This is a genomic window from Desulfosediminicola flagellatus (assembly GCF_005116655.2).
Taxonomy (GTDB): domain Bacteria; phylum Desulfobacterota; class Desulfobulbia; order Desulfobulbales; family Desulfocapsaceae; genus Desulfopila; species Desulfopila flagellata.
In genome coordinates this window covers 1118582-1134512 of sequence record NZ_CP050698.1, presented here as the reverse complement: position 1 = coordinate 1134512, position 15931 = coordinate 1118582, and the positions used below count along the sequence as shown (strand labels likewise).

15 protein-coding genes are annotated in these 15931 nt (G+C 48.0%); all 15 read right to left on the bottom strand.

Going from position 1 to position 15931, the window contains the following annotated elements; all coding sequences use genetic code 11:
- Position 1: 1 nt before the first annotated feature.
- The 15 genes from FCL46_RS04700 to FCL46_RS04630 all read right to left on the bottom strand — a co-directional run bounded on the left by FCL46_RS04700 (position 2) and on the right by FCL46_RS04630 (position 15896).
- Positions 2 to 1135 carry an ABC transporter permease gene (locus FCL46_RS04700; RefSeq protein WP_136805223.1) on the bottom strand — a complete coding sequence of 378 codons (1134 nt, stop codon included), beginning with the start codon at positions 1133 to 1135 and terminating at the stop codon, positions 2 to 4.
- Entirely contained in the window at positions 1132 to 3117 is a 1986-nt protein-coding gene (locus FCL46_RS04695; protein ID WP_136805222.1) for an ATP-binding cassette domain-containing protein, read from the bottom strand. Before FCL46_RS04695 ends, FCL46_RS04700 begins: the two co-directional genes overlap by 4 nt.
- Before the next feature lie 9 nt (positions 3118 to 3126).
- Positions 3127 to 4326 (bottom strand): HlyD family secretion protein, encoded by a 1200-nt coding sequence (locus FCL46_RS04690; protein ID WP_136805221.1) that lies wholly within the window; start codon positions 4324 to 4326, stop codon positions 3127 to 3129.
- Between the two features lie 665 nt (positions 4327 to 4991).
- The gene (locus tag FCL46_RS04685) at positions 4992 to 5546 is read right to left on the bottom strand and encodes a protein N-terminal glutamine amidohydrolase (RefSeq protein WP_136805220.1); all 555 of its coding nucleotides are present in this window, start codon (positions 5544 to 5546) and stop codon (positions 4992 to 4994) included.
- A gap of 309 nt (positions 5547 to 5855) precedes the next feature.
- Entirely contained in the window at positions 5856 to 6692 is an 837-nt protein-coding gene (locus FCL46_RS04680) for a F0F1 ATP synthase subunit gamma (RefSeq protein WP_167505725.1), read from the bottom strand.
- Complete coding sequence (locus FCL46_RS04675; protein WP_420811254.1) at positions 6670 to 8223, bottom strand: F0F1 ATP synthase subunit alpha; 1554 nt, start codon at positions 8221 to 8223, stop codon at positions 6670 to 6672. The genes FCL46_RS04680 and FCL46_RS04675 overlap by 23 nt, the downstream gene beginning before the upstream one ends.
- Positions 8180 to 8929: a F0F1 ATP synthase subunit delta gene (locus FCL46_RS04670; protein ID WP_136805217.1), complete on the bottom strand. Its 750-nt coding sequence runs from the start codon at positions 8927 to 8929 to the stop codon at positions 8180 to 8182. The genes FCL46_RS04675 and FCL46_RS04670 overlap by 44 nt, the downstream gene beginning before the upstream one ends.
- Before the next feature lie 14 nt (positions 8930 to 8943).
- Positions 8944 to 9213, bottom strand: coding sequence for an ATP synthase subunit c family protein (locus FCL46_RS04665; RefSeq protein WP_136805216.1), 270 nt, complete (start codon positions 9211 to 9213; stop codon positions 8944 to 8946).
- Between the two features lie 10 nt (positions 9214 to 9223).
- A complete protein-coding gene (locus FCL46_RS04660; protein ID WP_136805215.1) occupies positions 9224 to 9904 on the bottom strand; it encodes a F0F1 ATP synthase subunit A in 681 nt (226 codons plus the stop codon).
- Positions 9905 to 10177, bottom strand: coding sequence for an AtpZ/AtpI family protein (locus FCL46_RS04655; RefSeq protein WP_136805214.1), 273 nt, complete (start codon positions 10175 to 10177; stop codon positions 9905 to 9907).
- Positions 10174 to 10584 (bottom strand): F0F1 ATP synthase subunit delta/epsilon, encoded by a 411-nt coding sequence (locus tag FCL46_RS04650; protein ID WP_136805213.1) that lies wholly within the window; start codon positions 10582 to 10584, stop codon positions 10174 to 10176. Before FCL46_RS04650 ends, FCL46_RS04655 begins: the two co-directional genes overlap by 4 nt.
- On the bottom strand, positions 10581 to 11978 hold the full coding sequence (gene atpD / locus FCL46_RS04645; protein ID WP_136805621.1) for a F0F1 ATP synthase subunit beta: 1398 nt from the start codon (positions 11976 to 11978) through the stop codon (positions 10581 to 10583). Before atpD ends, FCL46_RS04650 begins: the two co-directional genes overlap by 4 nt.
- A 387-nt stretch (positions 11979 to 12365) precedes the next feature.
- Positions 12366 to 13118, bottom strand: coding sequence for a TIGR04282 family arsenosugar biosynthesis glycosyltransferase (locus tag FCL46_RS04640; RefSeq protein ID WP_167505724.1), 753 nt, complete (start codon positions 13116 to 13118; stop codon positions 12366 to 12368).
- Positions 13084 to 15207 carry an arsenosugar biosynthesis radical SAM (seleno)protein ArsS gene (arsS, locus tag FCL46_RS04635; protein ID WP_136805211.1) on the bottom strand — a complete coding sequence of 708 codons (2124 nt, stop codon included), beginning with the start codon at positions 15205 to 15207 and terminating at the stop codon, positions 13084 to 13086. The genes FCL46_RS04640 and arsS overlap by 35 nt, the downstream gene beginning before the upstream one ends.
- The gene (locus FCL46_RS04630; protein WP_136805210.1) at positions 15204 to 15896 is read right to left on the bottom strand and encodes a TIGR04283 family arsenosugar biosynthesis glycosyltransferase; all 693 of its coding nucleotides are present in this window, start codon (positions 15894 to 15896) and stop codon (positions 15204 to 15206) included. Before FCL46_RS04630 ends, arsS begins: the two co-directional genes overlap by 4 nt.
- Positions 15897 to 15931: the final 35 nt, after the last annotated feature.

Here is a 15931-nt window from a genome sequence, read left to right as displayed (position 1 = left end):
GTCACTCCAACTTGAACGAGAATTTTCGGTTAGCAACAATCATCAGGATCAATCCATACATCGCCAGAAATAGTGCATTCAGCCACAGGATTTCAAGGCCGATACCTTTTAAGTAGATGCCACGCAGGATAGCGATAAAGTAGCGGGCCGGAACGATATACGTAAGGAACTGCAGAGGCAGCGGCATATTTTCGATAGCGAAAACAAAACCGCTCAGTAAAAGCGTTGGAAGAAATCCTGCAATAATGGCAAGTTGATTGGCCAAAACCTGCGATTTAAGCTTAATGCTGAGTGTAAGCCCAAAAAACAGGGCTCCTGTAAGAAAAAGTGCAGACATCGCGAATAAAAGCGCTGTATTGCCAACAATATGAACGTCAAAAATCCAACTTCCCATAAAAACCGCGAGTGCCACATCAATCATACCAATACAGAAATACGGAATAACTTTACCAAAAATCAGTTCAGGCCCCCGCAACGGTGTGCTGATGAGTTGTTCCATGGTGCCAGTCTCCCATTCTCTGGCAATGGTTGTGCTGGTGAGCAGGGCTGCGACGACAATCATAACAAGAGCGATGATGCCAGGAATGAGCACGTTCTGGCTTCTCAGACCGGGGTTGTACCAGGATCGTTGAAGAAGTTCGACCGGTTGTTTCAGCTTTCCCCGACCTTTCAACTGCATCTGTTCAGAAGTTACCCCCAGAGCGTAAATCGAACCTATATTGGCCGCATAATTCATGGCAAGACGTGAGGTGTTTGCATCACTGCCATCTCCAATGATCTGTATCTTTACAGGTTTGTTCGCCTGAACTTTAGCGGCGAAATTACCAGGAACAACCAGCGCAACCATGGCCTTGCCGCGATCCAGCGCCTGCTGCAATTCCGTGTAATCATCATGATAGCTGATGACTGTAAAGTAGGGAGAACTGTGGAAGAGACTGAGCAGTTCCCGGCTTTCAGGGCTGTGCGACTGATCCCATACAACGGTTGGTACATTACGCAGATCAAGTGTCAGGGCGTAGCCATAGAGCAGAATCAGCAGAAGCGGAATAGCAAGCGCGAGGGTCAGGCTCCGCCAATCTCGTAAGAGATGCAATGTTTCTTTGCGGGCCACAGCCGCTAACCGTTGTAATTTCATACTGCTGCCTCTCGGGTAGCTGCGGCAGCCTCGATACCCCGGTCAACTTCCTCAATAAGGGAGATGAAGACATCTTCCATACTCGGCATGATAGTCTCCATGGTAATTTCACCAATACTTCGAGAACTGAGCACTCGCCGGACCTCTGCCTCCGCAGCCTGTGCATCAGCAACTACTAGATGCAGGCCCGAACCAAAAAGTGATGCATCACGGATTTCCGGTAGCTTTTTTAACGGTTCAATAAGCGTTTGAGGATCAGGACAGTGCAGGTCGATAATCGTGTCGTGCATGAACGTGGTTTTCAATTCAAGTGGAGAGCCCGAAGCAATCATCTGACCATTGTAAATAAGAGCAATACGATCGCAATATTCAGCCTCTTCCATATAGTGGGTCGTCACAAAGACCGTTATTCCCTGCTCCGCCATATCATAGATAAGATCCCAGAACCTGCGGCGACTAATAGGGTCGACACCACTTGTCGGTTCATCAAGAAAGATGATTGGTGGTTCATGGAGTATTGCACAGGCCAGGGCAAGGCGCTGCTTCCAGCCACCGCTGAGGATTGCGGTAAGGCTGGTTTTATGATCTTGCAATCCTGCAATTTTCAGTGCCCATGCTCTCCGCTCTTCCAGGCGACTGCCACTCAAACCGTAGATTCCTCCGTAAAAGTTTATATTTTCGGAGACTGTCAGATCTTCATACAGAGAAAATTTCTGACTCATATAACCGATATGGCGTTTGATCTGTTCGGAATCTCGGACAATATCATACCCGCCAACTGTGCCGCTACCTGAAGTCGGGCTGAGCAGACCGCAAAGCATACGGATGGTGGTACTTTTGCCCGCACCGTTGGGCCCTAGAAAACCGAAGATCTCCCCTCTTTGTACTGAAAACCCGACATCATCAACCGCCACAAAATTGCCGAAACGCCGCGACAGATGTTCCACATGAACAGCCGGCCCATCGTCAATCTTTATACTATTTGAAGAGAAGTTTTTTTGTGAAACAGGGAATGCACTTTCTGACGTATTACCGAGCAAACTTACAAACACATCTTCAAGGGAAGGCTGGGTTTCCTGAACCTGTGTATAGTCGATATTCTCTCGGTCAAGCATCTGGCTGATATCAGACTCGCTGCTCAGATTCTCTTTACAGACAAGATGAACTGTATCACCAAAAAGGTTAGCACTTTTAGTGAAAGGTTGGCCCTGCATGAGGTTAACAACCTGACGGGCCGAACCACTCCTGATTGAGAGTATCCGCCCATCCATGAGCTTCTTGATTTCATCAGGAGTGCCCGTTCCCAATAGTGTACCTTTATCCAGTAGGCCAACCCGGTCACAGCGCTCAGCCTCGTCGAGATAGGCAGTTGAAATGAGGATAGCAACCTTCTGCTGGCGCAATCTATGGAGGATGCGCCAGAAATCGCGCCTGCTCACGGGGTCGACACCATTAGTGGGTTCATCAAGAAGAAGAACCTTCGGGGTATGAATAAGGGCACACACCAACTGAAGTTTCTGCTTCATACCACCGGAGAGATCACCCGCCCTGCGTTTGATAAATGGCCGCATATTGCTGAAGTCAAGCAGCTCCTCAATTCGGCCCTTTCTGCCTTTACGACTCATACCGTAAAGATCTGCATAAAAGCTGATATTTTCGCCTACGGTAAGATCCTGATACAGGCCAAATTTCTGGCTCATATAGGCAAGATGATCTTTTACCAGAGCAGCCTCGGTAACTGTGTCAAAACCTGCTATTCTGGCTGAGCCTGTGTCCGGGTCCATGATAGTGGCCAGCATTCTGAGGCTGGTTGTTTTCCCCGCCCCGTCAGGCCCCACAAGACCGAATATCTCTCCTGGAAATACTGAGAAATGGAGTGTATCAACTGCGGTGAGCTGAGCAAAATTCTTCGTCAAACCTTTAGCGATTATTGCCGGGCTATCTTCTACAACTGCCTGTTCTTGCGATATGGATGACTTCATCAGGAACTATCAGTTTTCCTGACTGGCCGCGAGACTGATATAGCCGTCAGCCGGCATGCCTGGCTTCAGTTCGTTATCCGGGTTATCCAGAGCGACCTTTATCCTGAACATCAGCTTTACCCGCTCTTCAAAAGTCTGCACAGTTTTAGGGGTAAATTCCGCCTGACTGCTTATATAGCTCACCCGCCCCGAGTAGGTCTTATCAGGAAAGGAATCTGTTGATACCTTCACTTCCTGATTTAACTGAATCCGGCCCAGACTTTTTTCGTGTATGTAAGCGCGCAGCCATGGCGTATCAACCCTGCCTAGTGTGAGTACAGGTGATGCAGGGTTGAGATACTCTCCTGCTTCTGCTGAAGTACTCAGTACCACTGCATCTGTCGGTGCAATCAGTTTAGTATAATGCAACTGTTGTCTGGCCTGCCTGGCAGCCTCCATTGCCACCTGAACTTTTGCCCTTGCCTGATCGATACTCTCTTTGCGCGGGCCCGCCTTTATACGATCGTATTCCGCTTTCGCCTGTTGTAACACCGCCTCAGCCCTGCGTATCTGCTCAATACGCGGACCGGCTTTCAGCAATTCATAGTGTTTTTCTGCTGCTCTGGCTTTTGCCATCGCAACTTTAACCTGATTTTCCGCTGTTTTAAAAAGTGTCTGACTACTCTCAAGAATGGTTTTGCTTATGCTGTTATCGCTATATAGATGGGTGTAGCGGGTAACATCGTTTTTAGCCTGTTTAAACTGGACAATTGCTGACTGCTCAGCCGCTCTGGCACTTTCAAGCTCTGCTTTTGAAGCTTCAATTTCCTGAATACGGCTGCCGTTTTGCAATTCGGTCAATGACTGACGCGCCTGCTGCACCTTCGCCTCGGCCTCATCAATATCCTCCTGTCTGCTGCCCGCTTCGAGTTCTGCCAGGACAGCATTAGCATAGGCCAAACTCGCTTCCGCCTGTGACACGGCAATGGTTTGATCATCTGTATTGAGTAGTGCGAGGATTTGACCTGCGTGGACGCTATCACCTTCATCTACCAATCGTTTTTCCAGACGGCCTGCAATTCTAAAACTCATCTGAGCTTCGGTAACTTCTATATTCCCGGAAAACTTCAATGAAGAATCGTCATCCTTGTGTGTTATAAATCGATAGACAAAAATGATGATAATACCAGCCGCTATAATCGGCAGAATGATCTTTACCCGTTTTTTCATAAATCACCTTTTCCCAACTCTATGAAAATAAAGTGGAATACCAGACGAAAGACAATTTCGAAACACTATGGTTAGTTAGGCAAAAGTACTAAAACACTGAAGTACGATACCCGAACCACCTAACATCCTATCACATTCCTGTCGCAAACAACTGCTTTTCCAATTTAATATTGATAGCGCATCTGAGAACGAACTGTTGCAACGTATGGGTATCCTTACCTCACACTACTGCTGGTCGTTGATATTGTGTTTAATCAGAATATCCAGGAGGCTGTCCGAGAATAAGGGTTTTGGTCAAAATCGAGATATTTTCAAAAAATAAGCACAGCCATATATATGATATCGAAGTCTCATTTCATTCGCTTATCTGCGAGCATTATTTTTTGGAAATTCCGAAGAGTTTGACAGGTAAGCAAGCAAAGCGAGACTCCGCAGAAAGCCATTCTCGGACAGCCTCCTGGGTACGTTCCATCTGCTTTTATACTTTTCAATCCCGTATTACAATCTGCTGTCAACTTCTCGTAACCGGCCTTCTGTTTAAAAAAACTCCATACATCACATAGATTCTGAACAGAGGAGTTAAACTGTGAATTACATCGCGACTAATTTGGGGATGTGACATAACAGATATTCAACCCCAAGCGCTGCTATATATTCATGACATATCACAATACCAACACCTTCTCATTCAGATAATCAGCCATCTCAACCAGGCTATATATTTCCTGCTTGCTTGAACCTGAAAAATCAAACAACTCACCAATGCACAGCTGTTTGCCACTGAGAATCATGGGCCAATCTGGAGGAGGACTAAGCCATTTGCCATCCGTGTCTTTCATATGCTTTCTATCAGAATGAAATTCCCTTACATATCTTTCGGCGCCAATAATCTTGAATTTTGGAAAATACTCCGGATGAATATCAGGGAGGCCTTTAAAGGTCAAAGACATGTACGCTTTCAGCTCAATTGGAAAAGGCAGTGTTGTATCCAAATCAAATATCTGCCAGCCACCCTTATAAACCGTTAACACAACATGGTAGTCCCAGCAGGTAAATTCTTGCACTGGTGCTGATTTCTGAAACCAGAAGGGACATTGCTTTGCGATGTTTGAAATACAAAGAACATATTTGGGAAACTGCACCAGATCAGCATCTTGGCACAAATGCCAGATATTTTCCTCACAATAGCATGTGGTGTATTTCGTATTGGTAGACTTCATCAGGGATAATAAATATTTAATGGCCTATAACTTCTTTGTGTCATCAACCGATTGTAACTGTTTGGGTTGTATTCTGTAAACGCAATCTATCAGCTCCATTTTAGCACAAAACATTGTTTAAAATACAAATACGTCAACTATGATGCATGCTATTTTCAACAATCACGTAACTCCTATCCTGGAACTGCCTATCCCCCATATCTTTTCAGTTTTTGCGAAATCTGTTGTTTTTCAAAAATCCTGTATAGGCCGAAAGCGTCTATAAGGACTCAGTCCTTTTACCTTTGGCCTCAGTCCTTTTTGTCAATTTTATCCGGGAGCATCAAAAGCACCACTACCCAACAGGATCATTTCGATCTCTTCAGTAATTTCTTCCTGACGCAACGACCTGGCTTTCGAGGTTAAAACGGTCAACCGCTCATCGAGTCGATGCATAGCTCCACTAAGATGCTGGACCCGATGCCTGTTTTCCGCCAGCAGCGAAACAGTAAACAATCGCGTCAAACCAAGCAGGAGATAATGATGAAGAAAATCGGAGAAAAAGAGTTCCGGTTCAAGATACAGTTTTGGGGGAACATACCATTCTTTTGACAACGCCACATATTCCGGAGGCAATACACGGCGACTTACCATGTTGCCTCTCTCATCACTATGGTACAGAACCCATAGCGAGGCAGAATCCTGCAGTATCAGCTGTTCACGGATTGCACCTACCACCTGTGATAAAATCGGCTGAATTTCTTCACTTGCACAGGCGCCGGCAAGCCCTTTATACCCCGGCAACTTCTCATCAAGTCGCCAGCAGAGTTTATGCCCCACAGCCAATACCCTCTCAGGCTGTTCAGCACATGCAGGCAATACCTCAAACAGATGCCTGACTAGTAATTCATTAAAGCCCCCACAAAAACCTCGCTCAGAACCGATAATCAGCAATAATTCATTGTCGGTTTCAACTGCAGGACGCGGAAAAAAGATGTGAAAGTCTGAGGCCATTTGCTCGAGAATTTCTGTCATCCCCCCCTGACTCTCCGTGTACCCTGAAAGTTTATGCAATTCGAGTTGCGAAAGTGTCTTCATCGAAGTGATGATCGACTGCAATTCCTCAAGTTGTCTGAGGTGTAATTCAACTTTGCGATAACGACTCATCGGGCTCTTTCTCGTTAATTGCAGAAGTGGCTGCAATCCAGGGTCGGATTGTTTCAAGCCAGTGCGCTCTGTCATCTTCCAATAGTAAATCACTGGACTCTACGTGCTTTTCCAGATACTCAAGAATCTCAGGAAGCAGGTCAAGTTCAACTGTATCGAAAAGTCCTGAGTTATACGCCACCAGCCAGGCCATATGGAATTCCACAGGCAAGGGGTGTAATTGTTCCTGCTTCAGGATCTCACGCAAAATCCGCCCACGTTGAATCGCCTTTTCCATTGATGCCTCGAGCCTGGTCCCGAAGCTGGTAAAAACCTCAAGCTCAAGAAATTGAAGATAATCAAGCTTCATTCTCCCTGCCTCAGCCTTGATCCTTGGGTGCTGTGCCTGACCACCAATTCTGGACACCGACCTGGCAATATCTATGGCTGGACGAAAGCCCGCGGAAAAAAGGGTTTGATCCAGATAGATCTGCCCATCGGTTATTGAGATGAGGTTAGTGGGAATATAACTGGCAATCTCTCCCTGCTCTGTCTCAACAATGGGTAGTGCAGTCATCGATCCTCCACCACGTTCTTTGCCGAGAGTGGTGCTTCGCTCAAGCAGGCGGGCCTGAATCGAAAAAATGTCACCCGGATACGCCTCACGACCCGGCGGGCGGCGCAGCAATAATGATAATTCGCGGTATATCTTTGCATGAGTACTCAAATCATCATAGATCACCAGAGTATCACTGCCTCGGTGCATCCAGGCCTCAGCTATTGCACATCCTGAAAACGGTGCAAGATACTGCATTCCCGGTAGTGAACTGGCTTCAGCCACAACAACAGCGGTATAATCTAGCGCAGCATGACGACGAAGAGTGTTAATAGTACTTATTACGGTGGAGCGCTTTTGTCCCACAAGCACATAGACGCACTTTACAGATTTACCCCGCTGATTCAGAACAGTGTCTATTGCCAGGGCACTTCTTCCGAGCCCTTCATCCCCAATCAGGAGCTGTCTCTGTCCTTTGCCGATAGGAATAAGCGTGTCAATCGCCTTTATTCCGCTATAGAGCGGTTTATGGACAAAATCACGGTCGATTATCGGCGGAGACTTCTGTTCAATCGAGCGATAGGTAATATCGGTAAGATCTCCTTTACCATCCAAAGGTCTGCCCAGTGGATCAACCACCCGACCAGCTATGCCATTCCCACAAGGAACACGCAGCTGCTCATGTGCGAGAAACACCGGCATACCTGAAGTCAGTTTCTGACTATCGTCCAGCAGTACAGCTCCCACCCGTTCCAGGGCAAGATCAAACACCATGGCCCTGCTACCATCAGCAAAAACGACCATGCCGTCCATCGGTGCAGAAGGCAGTCCGGAAATCCAGGCAATACCATCCCCAACTGATACAAGAAGCCCCTGCTCAGTAAAGCGCATTTCATAGCTATACGAATCGAGCCATGCTTCCTGCCTGCTGAGCAGGCTCTGGTCTAAAGGCTTACTTTTCATGGGCGATAGAGGCAAAGGTCCCGAGTTCGTCATACAGGTTGGCATGGATAACCCAGGGACCTATAGTAATGCGTACGCCTGCAATCAGTTTTATTTCGCAGGAGTAGTGGTACCTGAGCTGATGAGCCAGAACCGAATCAAAATAATTTTGGAAAGATTGACGTTGTGTATCATCAAGAGAATATGCACTCACAATCTGAACCTGCACGTCTTTACCATTTTCCAGCATAGTCAGAAGTGTATCTTTTCTGGCAGTCGGTAGATTCTCAAGCTCTGCCATAAGCAGCTCGATCAATTTTGATTGCAGCTCCGCAGACGCAACGCTGCAAAGGAGCTTTGCAGAAAATCGTGCCCCCAGCTCCATAGCCCGGACCTCTGCCAGCTGCAACTGCTCCTTAGCCTTACGAGCCGCCAGAACGTCATTTTTTTTTCGTTCTGCATCAAGTTCCTGCTGTAACTCTGCAATCATTTGCAGGCGCTGCTGATCTATCTCATGCTCAAGTTGCTTTCGTGCACTCCTGCGTTCGTCCTCCCAGTCAACCAGTCGGTTCTCATATTGTTTACGCAGTACCTGCGCCTCCTGCTGCATCCCGCTGGCCTGGTCCAACTGCGCTGTAATTTCCTGCTTGCGCCGGGCAATAACGTCCTGCACCGGTTTGTAGAAAAAGCGTTTAAGCAACCACACCAGAACCAGAAAATTGAGTATCTCAAGTATGAATGTTGTCCAATTCAGCTCCACGATAACTCTCCTGTTTATGGGCGGATGAGATATTCGAGCAATGGGTTCCTGAACAACACGATGAGCACAATAACCAACACATAAATTGCCAGAGACTCGATCATCGCCAGACCAATAAACAATGAACGCATTATGGCTTTCTCAGCCTCAGGCTGACGGGCCAAGGCATCAAGGGCACTGGCAATTGCCCTGCCCATAGCGAGAGCCGGCAGCTGCACACCAATGGCGATTCCGACCACAGCAGCCATCGTAGACAGCAGTACAATGAGATTCATATCAGACATATTTTTCTCCTTAATCAGCCTGCCGTTCTTCCTGAGATTGAATTCCTCCGGCAACATAAATAAGAGCCAGCGTCCCGAATATATACGCCTGTACCAATGCCTCGACGATATGCAGCATGAGTATCGGTATGGGCACCAGAAAACCAGCGACCATGAGAATCAGCAGTGCTGCCATTTCCAGGCTCATCATATTACCGAACAAACGAACTGCGAGAGCAACGGTTCTCGTTACTTCACTGATGAGATGAAACGGCAGAAGTATCGGGCTTGGACTCAGATAATGGCGCAGATAACAACGAAGCCCCTGAGTGCTTATGCCAAACCAGTGTACCGACAAAAACACCACTATCGCCAGAGCAGCCGTCACTGACAGATCGCGTGTCGGTGAATCAAGCCCTGGGACCAGGCCCAGCAAATTTGCACAGACAAGAAACACCCACAAACTTGCAATAAAGGGCATGATGCGCTGGGTATGACGACCCGCCACCTCTTCCACAGCACCTTCAAGGGCTGAGACTATCGCCTCCACAATCACTTGCAACCCACTGGGTGACTTGCTCAGATTACGGGTCAGTAACCAGCCGATACCGCTGACGACCATGGTTAAGCCGATGCTGGTCACCAGGCTGCTACTTATACTCAATGGCCCCAGCACAAACATGTTTTCAACGCCCAGACCGATATCACTCATCTATCTCTCCCGTATCATGAGGTAGGCATTAAACCCACCAGCGATAACTCCGAGAAACAATAAGCTCAGGGTCCAGCGTATCGAATATCCCCGCACCATGCCGTCAAGCCAACGCCCGAGGTACGCACCTGCGACAACCGGCAGGACGAATACCAGTCCGAGAGTACCGAGAAAAATAGTCTGAGCGAGGACAGTGTGCCGTTCCTTATCTGCCTTCTTCATCCGCTTCACCTGTCGCTCGACATCCTTACTCAACCGTTTCCGGTCATTCATGATAACGCTCTCCCCTGCCTCCCTAATTCCCACATTCGTTTGAGCAAAGCCTCCTCCATCTGCTTCAGGCTCTGTCGTACCTCAAGAAGTTGCTCTTCTTCTGTCAGCAACTCTTCAATGAGTCGTGTTGAGATGCGATCGTAATCCTCATCAATCAGATAATGCCTGCTGACCAGATTGAGAATATTTTCGGTAAAATAAAGAACCGCTCCCGGCACTGCCAGATACTGCCAGGGGTTGTCTGCGCAACGAAACCGTGCAAGACCAAGCACAAGTACTGTCATCATGCGCGTGTGACCCGGCAGAATGCCAAAGCTACCGCTTGCATCTTCTCCAACAAAGGATGTAACTCCCTCGACAGTTATTTTTTTCCGGCTGTCATACAGCTTCAGGGTATACCCGTTCATTTCCCGACCTCTTTCATACTCCCGCGAAAATAGCATTCCTCCTCAGGTATATGATCGAAATCTCCATTCAGGAAGCCCTGACAATCATCGAGGACATCTGCCAGAACAACAGTTTTTCCAGCCATGCCGGTATACGCTGCAGTTACCCAGAATGGCTGAGTAAGATAACGCTGCAGTTTACGCGCACGCATAACTGTCAACCTATCCTTCTGCGAGAGTTCTTCGATTCCCAGCATGGTTATAATATCTTCAAGTTCTGCATATCGGGCCATAGACTCACGTACCCCTTCGGAAATCGAGTAATGTTTATCGCCAAGCGTGTGCCGATCCATCAACTTACTGGTAGAACGCAATGGATCAACGGCTGGATAGATGCCTCTGGAAGCCTGGGCACGGGAAAGGATAATAGTAGTATCGAGATGCTTTAAAATAGCGTTAACCGCTGGGTCGCTCATATCATCAGCCGGCACATATACTGCCTGCACTGAGGTTATTGAGCCACGTTCTGTTGAGAGAATTCGGTCCTGCAATTCTGCGACTTCAGTATGTAGAGTTGGCTGATAGCCGACAGTAGCCGGCATTCTACCAAGCAGGCTTGATATTTCACTTCCGGCCTGAACAAAGCGGAAGATATTGTCCATAACGAACAGGACATCTTTCTGCATGGTGTCACGCATATACTCAGCGTAAGTCAAGGCTGACAGCCCAACCCGAAAACGCACACCCGGCGATTCATCCATCTGCCCGAAGAGCATGAGTGTCTGCGGCATAACGCCTGCCTTCTGCATCTCATGCCACAACTCGTGTCCCTCGCGAATACGCTCCCCTACCCCTGCAAAAACAGAAACGCCGTGATGGATCGCAGAGATTGCATGCATAAACTCCATAACAAGAACTGTCTTGCCTACTCCGGCGCCACCAAATAAACCAGTTTTTCCGCCAGCTGCAAAAGGGCACAGCAGATCAATAACCTTAATACCTGTTTCTAATATTCCCTGAGTTCCCAGAGAGTCAGTCAAGCTTGGCGGGCTGGAATGGATATTACGGAAAAAATCAGCTAAGAGAGGGGCACCACCATCAAGCGGTTCACCGAAGATATTTACCAATCGCCCAAGACATTCGGGTGTAACAGGGACCTGAAGAGGCGCGCCGCTATCATACACAGGCATTCCCCGATAGAGTCCGCCGGTCTCGTGTAAAGTAATTGCACGGATATGATGCTGATCTACATGTTGATGCACCTCAAACATGTAGATTTCATTATTTACCTGAGTAGTAAGTGCCTGACGCAATGGTGGCAAAAATCGGCAGTTGACCTCCACTACCGGCCCATGCACTTCAGAGATAGTACCTATGGCAGCAATTGCTGCCGGTTTGTCTTCAGAGTAATTCATTTTCACGATGACTCCTGTTTAAACAATCAAGGAAATCGGGAAAATGCGAATCGTACATTTCCTCAGGTAGCAGACATAACCGGCTGACTCAAAAGGTGATAGATGATTATTTTATTCACTCGCCAGAGTCTTATGCTACTTTGCCGGATATGTTTTCTGGCTGGGATTGAAATCCTACACACATCTCAGCCTTTCTCTCATTTCGCAGACGCTTCAACAGGTATCGACAATCCAACTCGTTGGAAAACCGGTCTACACTCCATTGTATAGTTATGGTGTGAAAAACTAAAGGGTGCTTTGAGTAATTTCTTTTTTTCGTTGAGTAACGAAATGGATTCGTATCGTCGCGCAGGGTTTCAACAAGATAATAATAGTCTTCATAATTTTTCAACGTAAGCCTGCTTCATGGCTTTCTAACCATTGAAGCAGCTGCTGCTGAGCCGGACTGCAGCAATGCCGGTTCGCTTTCAGTTCACGTCGTAAAGGCAGGAGATCTTTTTCGAGGTCGACATCATACTGCAACGGCAAACTCGTATCGATGGTAACACCCACTACCTCTTTACTGAGAATAGAAATAAATTGATCCATCGTGTCAGCATGTGAATACCTGACCTTCGTCCATACCTCTTCAGGTATCAGGCAACTGCCTGCGATGAGCCAGAACCCGCCATCACCACTAGGACCGAAAACAATATCTGCATTCTGTAATCGAACTGATATCTGCAGAGTCGTTAGCGGCGGCATCTGCGGAATGTCAGTTCCAACCAGACACCAGTATTGGTGGTTCTGCATCAACTCTGAAGATATTTGGGCCATGCGAGCGCCAAGGCTCCCGGCGCACTGCTCGATGGTTTTGATACTGCCCCATGGATTTGAAATTTTCTGGCTTGCGCCGGTAACAGCCCAGTACGGTTTGGCAGCTTCCTGATCTGCCTGCAGCCACTCCGCACCGCAGCGGAGGCAGTGTTCATAAAAAATATCAGTGCGTTCACGCCCCCAGGTCGAAGCCAGGCGGGATTTTCCGCCTGAACCTGGTGTTCGCGCAAACATGGCAATGCCGAGATGATGCGTTGTATCACTTTCCATACTATCGCCGATCAGCCTGTCAGCAGCAGTTGCTGGCGTTATCATCGCTTTCATCAGCATCATGGCTGCTTGAAAAAGGAGCTGCCGAGCCACAATCTGCAAACGCACCGAAATGAATCGACTCATCGCCCCAAAAATCAAAAAACTCTGCAAATCGTGTACTTTTCAGCATATGCCAGGTATTGGTGCAGACCTTTACACTCTGCCCCTTTTCAAAATAATGATGATTGTCCAGAGTAAAACCTGATTCGTGTTGCGGCACTCCGCCACGATAGCGAACTACCTGGCCATAATCTTCACAGATAGGTTCCAGCATATCCAGTTTAAACAACCGCCAGGTCGCAGACCAGAATCGGGCAGGGGCAAGCATTGACTCAAGCTCGGGATTTTCAATATTCAGCACCCGGTCCGTAACAAGTCGCGGATCGAGAAAACCGGTAGATTTGGCCAGAGTAAGAAAATCCATCCAGTACAGAGCGCCTGCGAGGCATTCTCCCCAGAGAATTTCGTTATTTCTGATATCCCAGGAGAGGCGACGATCAGCGTAAACGTCAGAGAAATAGAATTCCCCGCCAGGCTTGAGGATGCGGTGTACCTCGCTCAGGACGCGCGGCTTATCAGGGCTCAGGTTCACAACGCAATTGCTGACCACAATGTCGACTGAATTATCCTCAATTGCTGAAAGGTCTTCAATAAAGCCTTTAATTATCTTTGTGTTCGGCCTTGAATAGCCGTGACGCTGGGCATGCCATTGCTGATGTTTACGGGCAACCTCAAGCTGTTCAGGAGTCATATCAACACCTATCACCGTACCTTCAGCACCAACAAGCTGGGCAATCACGTAGAGGTCACGGCCCGATCCACAACCCAGATCAACGACGGTGCAGCTCTCTATTGCCTCAGGTGCTACAAGTCCACAACCATAATAGCGATCGAGTACCTCCGTATGCACGTTAGTCAACGCCTGCTTCAGCCAAAGCGGCATGTCACCTAGAGTACAACAGGCATCAGTTTTCAGGTCGCTGCTGCCCTGCAGAATTTTTCCATAGTAGTTTTGAATTGCCTCAAGATCCATGGATTCGGTTATGGGAGGGGCAACTGACGGTGAAATCGTTTTCATGCTTACAGATTCAGATGATGACGCGGGAACTTTCGAGGTGCCGTACATATAATCAACCGGGGCCAGATTCCCCCCGCATGAACTGCCGGTTCCCGCCGTGCAACCAAAGCAATGGGCAGAAGTGAGAATCCGGCGATTGAGCCATGTCTCATAATCAAATTCAAATACCGTCCTGCAATCGGGTTGCTCAAGATCAAGCATCTGATTGAAATCGCAATCATAAACCTTGCCATCCCAGCTTACAGAGATCTGACGTCGGCACATAAGACCAGGCAACGTATTGGGGTTAAACGAATTTACCAGCAGCTGCATATATTCCTGATGCCTGCCCTCTGCAACCAGCGCATTCAGATAGCGACCTAGAGGCATATTGTTAAGCGCATATAAGCCACTGAATTCGATCCCTATCGGAGTGAGACTTCGACGAAAATCCTGCTCAAGACTCAACTGATTGCCAGCGAGAGAGTAATCACCCGGATTATATACAAGATACAGAGGGTGACGTGTTCCATACCCAAGAATGTTTAATTGCTGCAGTCCGGCCATAGAACTTTCACAGACTCCTTTCCCTCGTTGTCCCTCCAGTTGCTCAGGAATATAATGTGGAAGAGATGCAACTATCTCTATGCCCTGGTCAGCAAGCCATGATACCAGATCCTCAAAGCCGGGCTCACTGAGGATAGTGAGGTTGCACCTGTCAATGACCCGTTTCCCGAGTTTTCGGCATTCTTCAGCAAATCGACGAAATTCCTGCTGTCCCTCAGGTGCCCCGCCGGTGAGGTCAACGACCTCAATTGATGGGGTCGTAGCTATAAGCTCAAGACACCGGTCTACCACTTCCGGACCGATAGTTTCAGTGCGTGCCGGTGAAGCATCCACATGACAGTGCGCGCATGCCTGATTGCACCAGCGCCCCATATTTACCTGGAAAACTGACAGTTCAACAGGTTTGAGGGATTCTGAAAATGTAAATGGCAGCTCTCCGAGCACCTTGTTCTGTTCCTGCGGGGTCATTCTTGTCATCTATGATACTCCTTTGCTAGTCTAACTGGAGATACTCCACATCTATATCGGATGAGCGTCCAGAGGTTTCGAATTGCACTTTTCAGATAGCCGCGTTGCTTGAATCTGCGTGCTGAAGTGATAAGCGGCCACGGTAGAACCCGGACATGCTCATGTCGTTTCATCTGTTGCCACCAGGCAACGTCCTCCATCAGGGGCTGTTCCTGAAAATCGAACCCTCTGAACCAGACATCACGACGAATAAAAAAACCCTGATCCCCGTATGGAAGATTGAATATTCTGCTACGCAACCAGACATTCATCTCATAAACACGGGGCCACAACCCCGGCGTCCGCCCCAGAGAGAATGTAAATGCTCCACCAGCCAGTTGAGGTTCATCTGTCATTGTCTGCAAAAGCCCGTGATAACTTTTAGCTGGCAGTAAGCAATCAGCGTGTAAAAACAGAAATATTTCACCTGTACATCGGCCTGCACCCGCATTAAGCTGGGGACCACGCCCCTGTGCCTCTGCTATGAAGGTAACCCCGAATGCCTGTGCTATCTCCAGGCTTTTATCTATACTGCCACCATCACTTACCACTATCTCCGGAGCCGGTTTGAGCGCGAGCAGCTCAGGCAGGAGACGCAGCAGATTTTCTTCCTCATTGAGAGTAGGGATCACCACTGATAGAACATTTTTGTCGCGCACAGAATCTTACCCTCAGGTAGGCATTTATCAGAATA